This window comes from Streptomyces sp. NPDC002490 (assembly GCF_040296045.1).
Lineage (GTDB): Bacteria > Actinomycetota > Actinomycetes > Streptomycetales > Streptomycetaceae > Streptomyces.
Window position 1 is genome coordinate 22,834 of sequence record NZ_JBEOWM010000041.1, and the last position, 14,068, is coordinate 36,901.

At 74.5% G+C, this 14,068-nt stretch carries 13 protein-coding genes; 6 read left to right on the forward strand and 7 right to left on the reverse strand.

Translation table 11 applies throughout. The features are described 5' to 3' along the window. The first annotated feature begins 8 nt into the window (after positions 1 to 8). Positions 9 to 1,703, forward strand: a complete 1,695-nt coding sequence (locus ABT092_RS23505; protein WP_351246985.1) for a DUF5691 domain-containing protein — start codon at positions 9 to 11, stop codon at positions 1,701 to 1,703. A 73-nt stretch (positions 1,704 to 1,776) separates the two neighbouring features. Here ABT092_RS23505 and icmB read toward each other — a convergent pair whose 3' ends face one another. Then, complete coding sequence (gene icmB / locus ABT092_RS23510; protein ID WP_351246987.1) at positions 1,777 to 2,196, reverse strand: coenzyme B12-dependent isobutyryl CoA mutase small subunit; 420 nt, start codon at positions 2,194 to 2,196, stop codon at positions 1,777 to 1,779. Positions 2,197 to 3,004: 808 nt separating this feature from the next. Between icmB and ABT092_RS23515 the strand changes: the two genes are divergently transcribed. Beyond that, a complete protein-coding gene (locus ABT092_RS23515) occupies positions 3,005 to 4,648 on the forward strand; it encodes a M23 family metallopeptidase (RefSeq protein ID WP_351246989.1) in 1,644 nt (547 codons plus the stop codon). Positions 4,649 to 4,713: 65 nt separating this feature from the next. Here the strand turns inward: ABT092_RS23515 and pcrA are convergent, their stop codons facing one another. The 4 genes from pcrA to ABT092_RS23535 form a co-directional block, all read right to left on the reverse strand. Continuing rightward, positions 4,714 to 7,251 (reverse strand): DNA helicase PcrA, encoded by a 2,538-nt coding sequence (gene pcrA, locus ABT092_RS23520; RefSeq protein ID WP_351246991.1) that lies wholly within the window; start codon positions 7,249 to 7,251, stop codon positions 4,714 to 4,716. 243 nt (positions 7,252 to 7,494) lie between these two features. Continuing rightward, the gene (locus ABT092_RS23525; protein WP_351246993.1) at positions 7,495 to 7,848 is read right to left on the reverse strand and encodes a hypothetical protein; all 354 of its coding nucleotides are present in this window, start codon (positions 7,846 to 7,848) and stop codon (positions 7,495 to 7,497) included. 72 nt (positions 7,849 to 7,920) lie between these two features. Further along, a complete protein-coding gene (locus ABT092_RS23530; RefSeq protein WP_351246995.1) occupies positions 7,921 to 8,640 on the reverse strand; it encodes a LuxR C-terminal-related transcriptional regulator in 720 nt (239 codons plus the stop codon). After that, positions 8,637 to 9,932 (reverse strand): PspC domain-containing protein, encoded by a 1,296-nt coding sequence (locus ABT092_RS23535; RefSeq protein WP_351246997.1) that lies wholly within the window; start codon positions 9,930 to 9,932, stop codon positions 8,637 to 8,639. The genes ABT092_RS23530 and ABT092_RS23535 overlap by 4 nt, the downstream gene beginning before the upstream one ends. A 159-nt stretch (positions 9,933 to 10,091) precedes the next feature. Here ABT092_RS23535 and ABT092_RS23540 point away from each other — a divergent pair, with 159 nt between their 5' ends. From ABT092_RS23540 to ABT092_RS23555, 4 genes are all read left to right on the forward strand, one after another. Further along, entirely contained in the window at positions 10,092 to 11,429 is a 1,338-nt protein-coding gene (locus ABT092_RS23540) for a PspC domain-containing protein (RefSeq protein WP_351246999.1), read from the forward strand. Then, entirely contained in the window at positions 11,416 to 11,676 is a 261-nt protein-coding gene (locus tag ABT092_RS23545; RefSeq protein ID WP_351247001.1) for a hypothetical protein, read from the forward strand. The genes ABT092_RS23540 and ABT092_RS23545 overlap by 14 nt, the downstream gene beginning before the upstream one ends. 92 nt (positions 11,677 to 11,768) lie before the next feature. Beyond that, entirely contained in the window at positions 11,769 to 12,338 is a 570-nt protein-coding gene (locus ABT092_RS23550) for a DoxX family protein (protein ID WP_351247003.1), read from the forward strand. Between the two features lie 109 nt (positions 12,339 to 12,447). Continuing rightward, positions 12,448 to 12,921 carry a hypothetical protein gene (locus tag ABT092_RS23555; RefSeq protein ID WP_351247005.1) on the forward strand — a complete coding sequence of 158 codons (474 nt, stop codon included), beginning with the start codon at positions 12,448 to 12,450 and terminating at the stop codon, positions 12,919 to 12,921. 104 nt (positions 12,922 to 13,025) lie between these two features. On the opposite strand, the gene ABT092_RS23560 is transcribed toward ABT092_RS23555, so the two are convergent. Next, complete coding sequence (locus ABT092_RS23560; protein WP_351247007.1) at positions 13,026 to 13,874, reverse strand: NAD(P)H-binding protein; 849 nt, start codon at positions 13,872 to 13,874, stop codon at positions 13,026 to 13,028. Further along, positions 13,871 to 13,999 (reverse strand): hypothetical protein, encoded by a 129-nt coding sequence (locus ABT092_RS23565; protein WP_351247009.1) that lies wholly within the window; start codon positions 13,997 to 13,999, stop codon positions 13,871 to 13,873. Before ABT092_RS23565 ends, ABT092_RS23560 begins: the two co-directional genes overlap by 4 nt. Positions 14,000 to 14,068: the final 69 nt, after the last annotated feature.

The following is a 14,068-nucleotide window of genomic DNA, read 5'->3' on the forward strand; positions in this document are numbered from 1 at the left end:
GGGGGCGCATGGGTCGGGGGGAACGCGGACGCGCGGGTGGACGGGCCGCCGGGGCGGGCGGCGACACGGCCGTCGATGGGGCGGGCACCGGGGGCGTGGGGGCCGCGCCGGACGGGGAGTGGGACGCGCTGGTGGTGACCGCGCTGGTGGGCACCGACCGGCGGGGGGTGCCCGGGGGGCCGGCCGCGTTGCTGGACGCGTTGGCCGCCCGGGTGGTGCGACGGCGGGCGGGCCTCACGCCGGCGGTCGCGGCACCGTTGCCGCCGCCCGCGCCCGTCGACCCGCGACCGCCCACCCCGCCCGCGGCGGCGCACCGGCTGTCGAGCCTGCTGGCGGAGTTGTCGCGCCCCGGTGACACCGGCCGCCGGGGGCCCGCGCCCGGGCTGCCCCAGCTGACGGAGTTGCTGCCCGAGTGGCTGGCGGTGGCGAACGCGCACGGCTACGCGCCGCGGCCCGAGGTGCTGCCCGCCCTGTTGGACGCGGCCCGGGCGCGTACCGATCTGCGGCCGGCGGTCCTCCGGTACGCGGGGGTGCGCGCCCGGTGGCTGGCCGGGCTCAACCCCGACTGGCGGTTCGTGCTGCGGGCGGGGGCGGCCGGGACGGACCCGGTGGCCGGGGAGGGGCCGGAGGCGGTGCGGCGGCGCTGGCGGGAGGGGGTGTTCGCGGAACGGGCCGCGCTGCTGGAGTCCTTGCGGCTCCGGGACCCGGACGCGGCGCGCGCCCTGCTCGTCGAGGGCTGGGCGCAGGAGCGGGCGGAGGACCGGCTGGTGTTCCTCGACGCGCTGCGCACCGGGCTGGGGCCGGCCGACGAGCCGTTCCTGGAGGCGGCCCTGACCGACCGCAGCCGCAACGTCCGGGCCACGGCCGCCGAGCTGCTGGCGGGGCTGCCGCGGTCCGCGCTGGCCGGGCGGATGGCGCGGCGGGCGGCGGCCTGCGTGGCGCCGGAGCGCGGCGAGGGGGTGACCACGATCGTGGTGGAGGCGCCGCACTCCTGCGATCCCGCACTGGAGCGCGACGGCGTGCTGGCGAGGCCGCCGGCCGGACGGGGCGAACGCTCCTGGTGGCTGGGCCAGTTGGTGGCGGCGGCCCCGCTCGACCGGTGGCCCGGCCGGCTGGGCGCGGCGGACCCGGCGGCGGTGCTGGCGCTTGCGGTGGCCGACGGCTGGCGCGAGGAACTGCACGCCGCCTGGTGCCGGGCGGCGGTCCGGCAGCGGGACGCCGACTGGGCGCGGGCGCTGCTGGGCGCGCCCACCGCTCCGGAGGCGGGCGGCCCGGGGGCCGTGTCGCTGGCCGACCGGGCGAGGCTGCTGGCCGTGCTGCCGGCGGCGGAACGGGCCGACTGGGTGGCGGGGTTCGTCGCCGGGCACGGGCTGTCGGAGGCGTTCCAGTTGCTCGGCGGTTGTGCGGTGCCCTGGTCCCGGTCGTTGGGCCGGGCGGTGGTCGACGCCTTGGACATCGCCCGGGACGCGGGCGGCTACCCGTGGAGCTTCAGCGGGGTGATGGGGCTCGCGGAGCGCTGTTTGGATCCGGCGGAGGGGGAACGGCTCGCGGCGACGACGGGGCTCACGGCGGCCACCGCCGCATCGGCGGACGCGGCGCCCGGGGCGGGCGACTACTGGGCCGAGTCCTTCCGACGCCTGGTGGCGACCTTGCGGCTGCGGGCGGTGATGCTGGCCGAGTTGGCGCCCGCCCCCGGCGCCTGAGTCGGTCGGGGGCGGGTCGACGGGCGCGGTGCCGGCCCTCCCGTGCGTCCGGGGCCGGCGGCCGCGGGTGGCGCTACGCCTGGGCGGACGGGGTGCGGAGGTTCTCCCGCACCCACTCCACGATGGCCGTGGTGGTGGCGCCCGGGGTGAAGATCTCGGCGACGCCGCGTTCCTTGAGCGGGCCGATGTCGGCTTCGGGGATGATGCCGCCGCCGAAGACCTTGATGTCCTGCGCGTCGCGTTCCGCGAGGAGTTCGAGGACCCGGGCGAAGAGGGTGTTGTGGGCGCCGGAGAGGACGGAGAGCCCGATCGCGTCGGCGTCCTCCTGGATCGCGGTGTCGACGATCTGTTCCGGGGTCTGGTGCAGTCCGGTGTAGATGACCTCCATCCCGGCGTCCCGCAGCGCCCTCGCGATGACCTTCGCGCCCCGGTCGTGGCCGTCGAGTCCCGGCTTGGCGACCACCACGCGGATCGGCCCGGCTGTCACACCCATCACTGCCTCCCAGTACGTACGAGAACGGACCGCCGGGGGGCGTCCACCCACGGTGCCCCCGGACGTCGACGGGTGCTCCGTCGCCGGTCGGGCCGGTGCCCCCGGCCCCGTGGACCCGGTTGGTGAACGAACGTTATCCCGGGCGCGGGGCCGGCCGTCAGCTCCGCGGAGCCGGCCGAGGGGGAAATCACACGCGGGAGGAGCCCGCGGCGGCGCCCCGCGCGGGGACGGGGCGCCGGGCGCCCGCGAGCCGCCGGGCGGTCACCTCCGGTGTCCGGGAAGTGCTCGACGGTGACGGGGTCGGGGCCGCCACGCCCGCACCGGACACGCACCGGTCGACCGTGACCGAGATCACATCCGACGTCGGCAACCGGAACATCTGCGTCCGCTCCGTACTCCGCACCTCCCCCCGCTCCCCCCTCCCGAGGGGCGACGGAACGAGACCCTCCCCGTCCGGACCCACCCCGGTCGCCCCTGATCCCGACCGCCCCGACGCGCTTCCCCCACCCCGCGACACGCCCCCGCACGCCCTCCGCGTTCGACCGCGGACGTGCCCCCACCGCCCCCCTACCACAAGTACGCCCGATGATCGAACGTTAATCGAACGCACGGCCAAGGCTCCGTCGAGGGGCCGTCAAAAGGCGACCGAATGCCCCTTTCACGCCGACGGGAAACCCGACGAAGATTGTCCCGCCCGCATACCGCCGGGTACAGTCGCCGCACTTGCTCCGCCCCCCTGGGCCCACCCCGCACGGCACCGCCGTCAGGTCCCAGCCCAGCTCCTGACTTCCGAGCGAAAGAGAAGTTGGTGAACGACCGTCACTCGGCGGGGATCGCTACTCCCCCGGAAGTACCGCAGGAAGCGGATGCGTTCCCCTTCGGAACGTACGACCAGGGCGTCCAGCACCATGGTTACGGGGGCTACGGAGACCAGGGGGGCCACGTCAACGGCTCGTTCGCCACCGGCTACGACCCCGACCCGCTGTACGGCGGACCCGCCGCCCCCTCGGACGGCGTGGACGCCTACGACGGCGGCACCTGGGCCGCGGCGCCGGCGACGTATCCGGACGGCGTCGACACCGGCGCCCACGCCGCGTTCGGCGGCTACGAGACCTATCCGGCGCAGCAGCAGGCGTACGACACCGGAGCCACCGACTCCTATGCCACCGGCGGCGGTTGGGAGGTCCACGGGTATCCGCTCGACGGACTCCCCGAGGAGGCGCAGCCCGGTGCGGTGCCCTCCGTCGACACCGGCCAGTGGCAGACGCAGCAGTTCGCCGGGGCGACCTACGACACCGGCTCCTTCGCCCCCCAGGAATTCGCCGTCACCGGCACCGACTCCGGCGCGTACGACGCGACCGCCTGGAACTCCGCCGGCGCCGCCGACGCCACCCTGTACGACGCGTACCCCGCCTACGACGGGCAGGGGACCTCGGAGCCCTACGGACAGCCCGGTCCCACCGGGTCGGAGGGCTATCCGGCACCCGCGCCGGCCTCCTTCGACCAGCAGGAGACCATCTGCGCGGGACTCGACACCTCCGCGCTGCTGGAGCACGACGCGACCAGCGTCCTCCCCGCCCTCACCGACACCGCCCTCACCGACACCGCGTTCGGCGACGCCGACCGCGGCGCCGAGGACGTCGACTCCCTGGACATGGGCCCCGTGGTGCTGTCGCAGCGGACCGCCCCCGGCGGCCGGTCCCGCTCGCGTCGCCGCACCCCCGCGGGGCGCACCCCGGCCAAGCGGTCCGCGTTGTTGACCGTCGCGGTGCCCTCCGCCTGCGTGATGGGGGTGGCCGGCATCGCCGCCGCCTCCGTCGGTCTGGGCAGCGACTCCGGGGACAAGGAGACCACGGTCGCCGCGCCCGAGGTCGCCCCGGTCAAGCCGTCCGTCGTCAACAGCAAGCTCGACACCCAGATCGCGGGTCTCTCCGCCGACGCCGGCGACTTCGCCGACCGGGCCAGCCGCACCCAGGAGCGCATCGACTTCAAGGTCCGGCAGGAGGCGGAGCGCAAGCGGGCCGCCGAGGAGGCCGCCCGCAAGGAACGGCTGCGCCCCAAGTTCGCCCTGCCGGTGGACCGGAACGGGCTGAGCGCGTACTACGGCCAGGCGGGCATCAACTGGATGTCCCTGCACACCGGCATCGACTTCCCGGTCGGCTACGGCACTCCGGTGAAGGCCGCCACCGACGGCACGGTCCGGACGCAGATCAACCCCGCCTACGGCAACATGGTCATCCTCACCGCCAAGGACGGCACCGAGACCTGGTACTGCCACCTCTCCCGGTACACCGTGGTGAACGGTCCGGTGAAGGCGGGCGACGTCATCGCCTACTCCGGGGACTCCGGCAACTCCACCGGCCCGCACCTGCACTTCGAGGTCCGTCCCGGCGGCGGCTCCCCGGTGGACCCGCTGGCCTGGTTCCGCAGCCACGGGCTCGACCCGACCTGATCGCAGCACCCCGAGCACACGCCGGTGGGGGCACCTCCGTGACGGAGGCGCCCCCACCGGCGTTCCTAGAGCTTCTCCACCGGCGCGTACCGCAGCAGCAGCCGCTTGGGCTTCTCGTCCCCGAAGTCGACGGTGGCTTCGGCGTTGGAACCGGCGCCCTTCACCCCGACCACCGTGCCCAGACCGAACTGGTCGTGGGTCACCCGGTCCCCGACCGCGAGCGCCACCACCGGCTTCTCCCCCGCGCGGCGGGTCGCGAAGCCGGAGGCCCCGGAGCCGGCCGAGCGGGACCTGCTGGACGACAGCGAGGCGGCGATCCCGGAGGTCGCGCCGAAGGCGGGGGCCGCCGGCGCGCCCTTGCGCTTCCAGGTCAGGTGCGTCTCGGGGATCTCCTCCAGGAACCGTGAGGGCGGGTTGTAGGAGGGCTGGCCCCAGGCGCTGCGCAGGGTGGACCGGGTGAGGTAGAGCCGCTCCCGGGCCCGGGTGATGCCCACGTACGCCAACCGGCGCTCCTCCTCCAGCTCCTTGGTCTGGCCGAGGGCCCGCAGGTGCGGGAAGACGCCGTCCTCCATGCCGGTGAGGAACACCACCGGGAACTCCAGGCCCTTGGCGGTGTGCAGGGTCATCAGGGTGATGACGCCGTTGCCGTCCTCCTCGTCGGGGATCTGGTCGGAGTCGGCGACCAGGGCGACCTGCTCCAGGAACTCCGCGAGGGTGGTCCCGCCGACCGCCGGGGCGCCCTCGGCGGGGCCCTCCTCGGCGGCCTCCGCGGCGGCGCTCCGCTCCTGCTCGAACTCCAGGGCCACTGCGGCGAGTTCCTGGAGGTTCTCGATCCGGGTCTCGTCCTGCGGGTCGGTCGAGGACTGCAACTCCGCGAGGTAGCCGGTGCGTTCGAGGACCGCCTCCAGCACGGTGGCCGGGCCGGCGCCCGACTCGACGACGGTGCGCAGCTCCTCCATCAGCACGTTGAACCGCCGCACCGCGTTGGTGGACCGGGCGGCCATGCCGTACGCCTCGTCCACCCGGCGCAGGGCCTGCGGGAAGCTGATCTTCTCGCGCTGCGCCAGGGCGTCGACCATCGCCTCGGCCCGGTCCCCGATGCCGCGCTTGGGGACGTTCAGGATGCGGCGCAGCGGCACCGAGTCCTCCGGGTTGGCCAGCACCCGCAGGTAGGCGAGGACGTCCCGGACCTCCTTGCGCTCGTAGAAGCGGACCCCGCCGACCACCTTGTACGGCAGCCCGACCCGGATGAAGACCTCTTCGAAGACCCGGGACTGGGCGTTGGTGCGGTAGAAGACGGCGACGTCGCCGGCCTTGGCCTCGCCGGCGTCGGTGAGCCGGTCGATCTCGTCGGCGACGAACTGGGCCTCGTCGTGTTCGGTGTCGGCGACGTAGCCCGTGATCGCCGCGCCGGCGCCGGCCTTGGTCCACAGGTTCTTGGGACGGCGGCTCTCGTTGCGTTCGATGACGGCGTTGGCGGCGCTCAGGATGGTCTGCGTGGAGCGGTAGTTCTGCTCCAGCAGGATCGTGGTGGCGTCCGGGTAGTCCTCCTCGAACTGGAGGATGTTGCGGATGGTGGCACCGCGGAAGGCGTAGATCGACTGGTCGGCGTCGCCGACCACGCAGAGTTCGGCGGGCGGCAGCTCGTCCGGAGCCGGCGGCTCGTCCTCGGTCCGGCCGCCGGAGGCCGTCCCCACCAGCTCCCGGACCAGCGCGTACTGGGCGTGGTTGGTGTCCTGGTACTCGTCGACCAGGACGTGCCGGAAGCGGCGGCGGTAGTGCTCGGCGACGTCCGGGAAGGCGCGCAGCAGGTGCACCGTCGTCATGATCAGGTCGTCGAAGTCGAGGGCGTTGGCCTCCCGCAGCCGCGACTGGTAGAGCGCGTACGCCTGGGCGAGGACGCGTTCGAAGCCGCCGGGCTCCGACTGCGCCTGGGCCGCGTAGTCCTCCTCGTCGATCAGCTCGTTCTTCAGGTTGGAGACCTTGGCGCTGAACGACTTGGGCGGGTACCGCTTGGGGTCGAGGTCCAGGTCCCGGCAGACCAGGGCCATCAGCCGCTTGGAGTCGGCGGCGTCGTAGATGGAGAACGACGAGGTGAAGCCGAGCTTCTTGGATTCGCGGCGCAGGATGCGCACGCAGGCGCTGTGGAAGGTCATGACCCACATCGCGGCGGCCCGCGGGCCCACCAGCTGCTCGACGCGTTCCTTCATCTCGCCGGCGGCCTTGTTGGTGAAGGTGATCGCGAGGATCTGACCGGGGTGCGCCCCGCGGGCGGCGAGGAGGTGCGCGATGCGGTGGGTGAGCACCCGGGTCTTGCCGGAGCCGGCGCCCGCGACGATCAGCAGCGGCGAGCCGGCGTGCACCACGGCGGCCCGCTGCTCCTCGTTGAGCCCCTCCAACAGGACCGCCGGGTCCACCACCGGGCGCGGCGCGCCGTCGCGGTAGTGGGCGTCGTGCGGCACCGGCCCGTCGAAGCGCCCGCCGAAGAGGTCGTCCGGGATCTCGTCCGGACCCCCGTCCTCGGGCGGCGGGGGCTCCTCGTCCGCTGCGGAGCGCGGGTGCTGGAGTCCCGCGAGGAAGCTGTCGTCGAAAAGGCTGCTCATCGCCTCCCGAGTCTAGGCCCTCTCTTTCGGGCTCTTGCCGGGCTCGCGTGCCCTGGTGCCGCGCCTCGCGGCGTTGTCGTCGGTCGCCTACGCTCCGCGTGGGCTCCCTCCTCCGCCTTGCGATCCACGGCACCAGACCCCGCTCCCTGACCCAGCCAGACCCAAAAGAAAGGGCCTAGGCCGCCCGACTGACAGACCGGGACCGGTTCGGCCTGGCCGTGCGGCCCGGCCGGGTGGGGTGGCTCACGTCCACAGCACGGCGATGAAGACGTTGGCCGTGGTGAGCCCGCCGACCAGGCCGAACAGTCCCTTGTCGATGCTCTCCTCGTCGCGCTTGACGTAGACCAGGCCGAGGATCACCACGAGCAGCGCGAGCTTCACGCCGATCTTGATGTTGTTGACGGCGTTGCCGTCCGCCTCGTTCAGGCCGACCAGGGCGACTCCGGTCACCAGCATGGTGAGGGCGCCGTGCAGCATGGCGGGGGTGTAGCGGGCGCGGCCCTCGCCCATCGCCTTCATCTGGGTGAGGAACCCGCCCAGCAGCGAGGCGATGCCGATGATGTGCAGACCGACGAGCAGATGGATGAGTACGTCCATGGGGCGGACTCTAATCACGGCGTTCCGGCAGCTCCCGGCCAGGTCGCCCTTACCCGGCCGGGCGGGGCGGGCTCAGACCAGCCGGCGGGCGGTGGCCCAGCGGGTGAGCTCGTGGCGGTTGGAGAGCTGGAGCTTGCGCAGCACCGCGGAGACGTGCGACTCGACCGTCTTGACGGAGATGAACAGCTGCTTGGCGATCTCCTTGTACGCGTAGCCGCGGGCGATCAGCCGCAGCACCTCGCGTTCCCGCTGGGTGAGTCGGTCGAGGTCCTCGTCCACCGGGGGCGCGTCGGTGGAGGCGAAGGCGTCGAGGACGAAGCCGGCGAGCCGCGGCGAGAACACCGCGTCGCCCTCCTGGACGCGGAACACCGAGTCGATCAGGTCGGTGCCGGTGATGGTCTTGGTGACGTAGCCGCGGGCGCCGCCCCGGATGACGCCGATGACGTCCTCGGCCGCGTCGGAGACCGACAGCGCCAGGAACCGCACCGGCGTCTCGGGGTCGGCCATCAGCGGGGCGCTGCGGCGCAGTACCTCGACCCCGCCGCCGCCGGGCAGGTGCACGTCGAGCAGGACCACCTCGGGGCGGGTGGCCGTGATCACGGCGACCGCCTGGTCCACGTCCGCGGCCTCCCCGACGACCTCGACGCCGGTCTCCTCGGTCCGGCCGATCTCGGCCTGCACCCCGGTGCGGAACATCCGGTGGTCGTCGACGAGGACCACCCGCACCCGGCGGCCGTCCGGCCGACCGCCCTGGCCCGCCGGCTGTCCGTGCGTTCCGCTCGCGTCGTTCATGGCGTCTTCTCCGCCCTCTCCATCGTCAGTTCGACCTCGGTGCCGCCGTCGGGCACGGCGCGCAGCCGCGCGGTGCCGCCGTGGCGCTGCATCCGGCCGATGATCGATTCTCGTACGCCCATCCGGTCGGCGGGAACCGCGTCGAGGTCGAAGCCCGGTCCCCGGTCGCGGACCGACACGAAGACGCTGTCCGCCTCGACCTCCGCGTACACCTGCACCGCGCCGCCCTGGCCACCGTACTTGGCGGCGTTGACCATCGCCTCGCGCGCGGCCTGCGTCTGCGCGGTCAGGCGGTCGTCCAGCGGGCAGTCCCCGACGACCACGACCTCGATGGGCACGCCGTGCTTGTCCTCGACCTCGGCGGCGTGCCGGCGGACCGCGTCGGCGACGTTGCCCGGGCCCTCGGCCTCCTCCTCGTCCCGACCGGTGCCGTCGGGCTTGTACAGCCAGGCGCGCAGCTCCCGTTCCTGGGCGCGGGCCAGCCGGCGGACCTCGCCGGCGTGCTCCGCGTTGCGCTGGATCAGGGTCAGGGTGTGCAGCACCGAGTCGTGGACGTGCGCGGCGACCTCGGCGCGTTCCTGGGCGCGGATGCGCATGGTGCGCTCCTCCGACAGGTCCTGGGTCATCCGCACCAGGTAGGGGCCGGCGAGCAGGGCGATGCCGACGAGGACGGCCAGCGACGCCTGGAGGATCGAACCGAGGTGGGCGGCCGAGCCCTGGAGCACGAAGATCCCGGTGACGCCGGTGCCGACCAGCAGGACGCCCGCCGCGGAACGGGCCAGGGCGAGGTTGCGGCGCCGGCGGGACGCCTCCGCCCAGCGGGCGCGACGGGCGTTGTCGGCCTGCCGCCACACCAGGGCGACGCCAGCGCCGACCAGCAGGGTGGGCCACAGGTACGCCTTGGCGGTGGTGCTGAGGTCGACGCTGCTGACGAACACCATGGCCACCAGCAGCAGGGCGAGCAGCGCGAAGATCTGGCCCTTGTCGGGCTTGCGGGCGACCAGTCGGCGCCGTCCGTCCGGGGCGGTCTCGGTGGTCAGCGGCGGGGGTCGTTCGGCGTCGATGCCGCCGACCCCGAGCGGCACGAAGAACCAGAACGCGGCGTACAGCAGCGCCGCGAGGCCGTCCGCGCTCAGCAGGCCCACGAACACCAGGCGCACCCAGACCACCGGCAGCCCCAGGTGCCCGGCCAGCCCCCGGGCCACCCCGCCCAGCCAGCGGCCGTCTCCGCTGCGGTACAGCTTGCGCAGGGGGCGGGGTTCGTCGACGGTCACCGTCGCGGCATCGGGCATGCCCCGATCGTCACACGCCCCGCGCGGGCCGGGCATCAGGGTTCGACCCCCAGAAGCCCCTGGTGCCCGGGCCCCGGAGGCGGCTCCCCGGGGGATCTCAGGGTCCGACCAGGGTCGCCCCGGTCCCCGCCCGACCGCGGGGCCCGTCACCATGGAGCCATGAGCGAGCAGCAGCACGCCGCCCCCGGCCGCGGGGCGCCGGACGGCCCGGGGACCGCCGCCGCGGACCCGCCGGGCCGGGCCCCGGACCGCTTCCGGCGGGTCCGCGAGCAGAAGATGATCGGCGGCGTCTGCACGGGGCTCGGTCGCCACGTCGACATGGACCCGGTGGTCTTCCGGATCGTGCTGGCGGTGCTGAGCGTGGCGGGCGGGCTCGGGCTCATCTTCTACGGGTTCGTCTGGCTGTTCGTCCCCTTCGAGGGCGAGGAGGAGAACGAGGCCCGCCGGATGCTGACCGGCCGGGTCGACGGTCCCGCCCTGGCGGCGGTGGTGTTCGCGCTGGTCGGCTGCGGGGCGTTCCTGTCGATGCTGCACGACACCAGCCTGTTGACCTCCGGCGCCGTGCTCGCCCTGCTGCTCGCGGGTGCCGGGTACTGGTCGCGGCACCGCGGCGCACAGGACCCCGACCCGCTGGCCGCGCACGCCGCCGCCGACGCCCCGCCGGAGACCACGGCCCCGCCCGCCCCGCACTCCGGCGGCTCCTGGTGGCGGGACCCCCTGGTCAAGGACGGCGCGCCCGGCAGCACCACCGGGTACCTGTGGGCGCCGGAGGAGGTGCTGGCCCCGCCGGCCGGCGCACCGGGCGGGGGCGCGGCGCGCACCGCGCGCGCCGGCGCCGAGCGTTCGCGGTGCGCGCCGCGCCCCGGCGGGCGGCAGCTCGGCGGGACGGTGACCTCCCTGGCGGTGTTCGCCGCCGTCTTCGGCACCGCCACGACCTGGGACTCCTCCGCGCTGTCGGTGAGCCTCCAGACCGGACTGGCCGCCGCGCTCGCCGTCTTCGGCCTGGGCATCGCGGTCAGCTCCTTCCTCGGCCGCACCGGCCCCGGCACGGTGGTGCTGGCCCTGCTCACCGCGGGACTGCTCACCGCCGCGACCGCCCTGCCGCACTCGATCTCCACCGACTGGCTGCGCACCACCTGGACCCCGGCGTCCGCCGCCGAGGTGAAGCCGGACTACCTGGTCGGCACCGGGGTCGGCACCCTGGACCTGCGCCGGGCGGTGCCGGCACCGGGCCGTACGGTGACCTCGAACGTCGAGGTCGGCGCGGGCCGGCTGCGGATCATCGTCCCGCCGCAGGCCCGGGTCGACCTGAAGGTCTCGGTGGGGCTGGGGGACGTCCAACTGCCCGGCGACCGGAAGAACGACATCGACATCGCGCCGGACCGGTTCCGCGAGGTCACCCTCGACCCGGTGGAGCCCGTGGCGGACCCGGGCACCTTCAAGCTGACCCTGGACGTGGGTCTCGGACAGGCGGAGGTGGACCGTGTCGCGCCATGAGTTCCAGCCCGGCCGGCTGATCGCCGGACTGGTCCTGCTGACGGCGGGCGTGCTCTACCTCGTGGACGCCGCCGACGACGGCGACCTCCCCTGGTGGACGCTGGCCCCGCTGGTGGTGGCCGGCCTGGGCCTGGCCGCACTGGTCGGGGTGGTCACCATGCTGGTGCGCAGCAACCACCGCACCCGCCCCGCCGCCCGGGAACGACAGGGTGCAGGGGACACGGAGAACTCACCGCCCGGCGAGTGAGTCACCCCGCGCCGCGCTCCGTATGGTCCTGTGGGGACACGAGTGACCCCGCGCACGTCTCCCGGACCAGGCGAGGGCGAAAGGCGGCGACCATGGCCCACTCCGCGCATGCTGCTCGATCGACGCGCACCAGAGGCTCGACCCACCAGGACGTCGGCCCGCCGGAGCCCCACGAGGAGGACGCCGTCCCCCGCCGTGCCGGCAACTGGCGCGAACTCGCCGGACGGTACGCGCTGTTGCCGCTGCGGCTCTTCCTCGGAGCGACGTTCCTCTACGCGGGCGTCGACAAGCTGACCGACGGGCTCTTCCTCCAGGAGGCGGGCCTGGGCTCCGTCGGCGACCTGATGAGCAACGTCCGGGACGGTTCGGCAGTGCCCCGGCTGGTGGACCTCGCCCTCCACGACCCGGTCTCCGTCGGGTACGCCATCGCCTTCGCGGAGATCGCGGTGGGCACGGCCACCCTGGTCGGACTGTTGGCCCGGACCGCGGCCCTGGGCGGCGCCCTCGTCTCGCTGACCCTGTGGCTGACCGTCAGTTGGTCCACCACCCCCTACTACTACGGCAACGACCTGGTCTACCTGCTGGCCTGGACCCCGCTGGTGCTGGCCGGCGCGCGGGTGCTCTCCCTGGACGCACGGGTGGCCGCGGGGCGGACTGGGTAGGACGGGGGGAGGGCGGGGCGCGGGCCGCGGGGGCGTTCCCGGCCCCCGGCGAGCCCGAGGCCGTTCCACTGCTGTGGTCGTGACGGACTCGGACCCGAGGGGGCAACACATGGACGGAGCACGGGCGTGGAGAACCGCACCGGCGTGGGTGACGTTGGCGGCGGCGCTGACCGGCTGTTCCTCGACCCCGGATGACCGGGCCTGCACCGAGATCGGCGCGGAGTCCGGGGTCACCCTCGCCTGGCGGCCCGCCGACTTCGGCGACCGGGACGCGGCGACCGTCAGGCTGTGCGTCTGGGAGCGCTGCGAGGAGAAACCCTCCGGCAACCCCAAGGAACCGGAAGCCCTGCTGACGATTCCGGTGTCGGAGAAGATCGGCGGTGACCACGTCGCGGTGCGCCTGACGGTCACCTCCCGGGACGACGAGGACGAGGGCGAGGTCATCGTCAAGGACCGGGCGATCCCCCGCCTCGCCAAGTACCAGCCCAACGGCCCCGATTGCGAGCCCACCGCCTGGCAGGCGACCTTCCGCGCCGACCCGGAGGAGGGGTTGGTGGCCGAGAAGGTCGCCGCGCGGAAGTGACGACGGGCCGCCCGTGCGCGGTCCGGACCCGCGGCGCGGATCGGGCCGGCCACCGGGGCCCGGTCGCGCCCCACCCCGACGTTCACGGGAACCCGAGGGACGGGTCAGCGGGCGCGCCCCCACTCCCGTTCCACGACCAGCCGGAAGCTCCTCGGCGGGCGACCGGTGAGGCGTCGGACGGTGTCCGTGGTGCGGTCCTCCGCACCGCCCTCGATGGCCCGGTCCATCCCGGCCAGCAGGGCGGCGAACTCCACCGGCACCCACGCGGCCAGCCGGTCGCGCAGTTCGTCGTGGGACAGACGGCGGTGGACCACCGGACGGCCGGTGACCTCGGTGACGACGGCGGCGACCTCGTCGTGGTCGAGCGTCTCCGGTCCGGTCAGGACCAGGTCGCCGTCGGGCACCCGGTCGTCGGTGAGCGCGTGCACGGCCACGGCGGCGATGTCGTCGGCGTCGACGAAGCCGATCCGGCCCCCACCGGTCGCGGTCAGGATGACGCCGTCCTCGCGGATGCTCCGCGCGTGGGGGTGCCTGCCGGTGAAGTTCTGCATGAACCAGGAGGGCCGCAGCACCGCCCACTCGTCGAACAGGCCGGGCAGGGCCCGGTGCACGACCCCCACGGCCGGACCGCCCTCGGGCACGGCCGAGGAGCTGAGGAGCACCGCGCGGCGCACACCGGCGGCCCGCGCCCGGCGGAGGAAGGGCAGCACCACCGGAGCCGGGTCCGGCTCGCCCACCGGCGGGACCACGTAGACGCGGTCGGCACCGGCGAGGGCGCCGTCGAAGGTGGCGGGCTCGAACCAGTCGAAGCGCACCGGCTCCGCGCCGGGCAGCGGGGTGCCGCGGCGGCTGGCGGCCCTGACCCGGTGCCCGGCGGCGACCAGGCGCGCAGTGGTGCGGCTGCCGGTGGTGCCGGTGGCGCCGATGACCAGCGTGGTGCCGGCGGCGGTCATCGGGCGCCGCCGGCGGCGCGGTTCCCGCCCGGGTCGGGGACGGCGGGCGGGTCGGGCACGCCCTCGTCCGGCAGCAGGCGCGGGCCGTGCCGGTACGGGTCCGTCGGCGAGGTGACGTCGGGCACGCGGATACCCCTCCCATAGAATCCGGACCAGCGGTCCGTATCGATGAAGATACGGACCGCTGGTCCGGA

Bases quoted from the DNA above. Each gene is read 5' to 3' on its own strand.
- ABT092_RS23505 (WP_351246985.1), top strand. From the start codon at position 9: ATGGGTCGGGGGGAACGCGGACGCGCGGGTGGACGGGCCGCCGGGGCG.
- icmB (WP_351246987.1), bottom strand. From the start codon at position 2,196: ATGGGTGTGACAGCCGGGCCGATCCGCGTGGTGGTCGCCAAGCCGGGA.
- pcrA (WP_351246991.1), bottom strand. From the start codon at position 7,251: ATGAGCAGCCTTTTCGACGACAGCTTCCTCGCGGGACTCCAGCACCCG.
- ABT092_RS23525 (WP_351246993.1), bottom strand. From the start codon at position 7,848: ATGGACGTACTCATCCATCTGCTCGTCGGTCTGCACATCATCGGCATC.
- ABT092_RS23530 (WP_351246995.1), bottom strand. From the start codon at position 8,640: ATGAACGACGCGAGCGGAACGCACGGACAGCCGGCGGGCCAGGGCGGT.
- ABT092_RS23535 (WP_351246997.1), bottom strand. From the start codon at position 9,932: ATGCCCGATGCCGCGACGGTGACCGTCGACGAACCCCGCCCCCTGCGC.
- ABT092_RS23540 (WP_351246999.1), top strand. From the start codon at position 10,092: ATGAGCGAGCAGCAGCACGCCGCCCCCGGCCGCGGGGCGCCGGACGGC.
- ABT092_RS23550 (WP_351247003.1), top strand. From the start codon at position 11,769: ATGGCCCACTCCGCGCATGCTGCTCGATCGACGCGCACCAGAGGCTCG.
- ABT092_RS23555 (WP_351247005.1), top strand. From the start codon at position 12,448: ATGGACGGAGCACGGGCGTGGAGAACCGCACCGGCGTGGGTGACGTTG.
- ABT092_RS23560 (WP_351247007.1), bottom strand. From the start codon at position 13,874: ATGACCGCCGCCGGCACCACGCTGGTCATCGGCGCCACCGGCACCACC.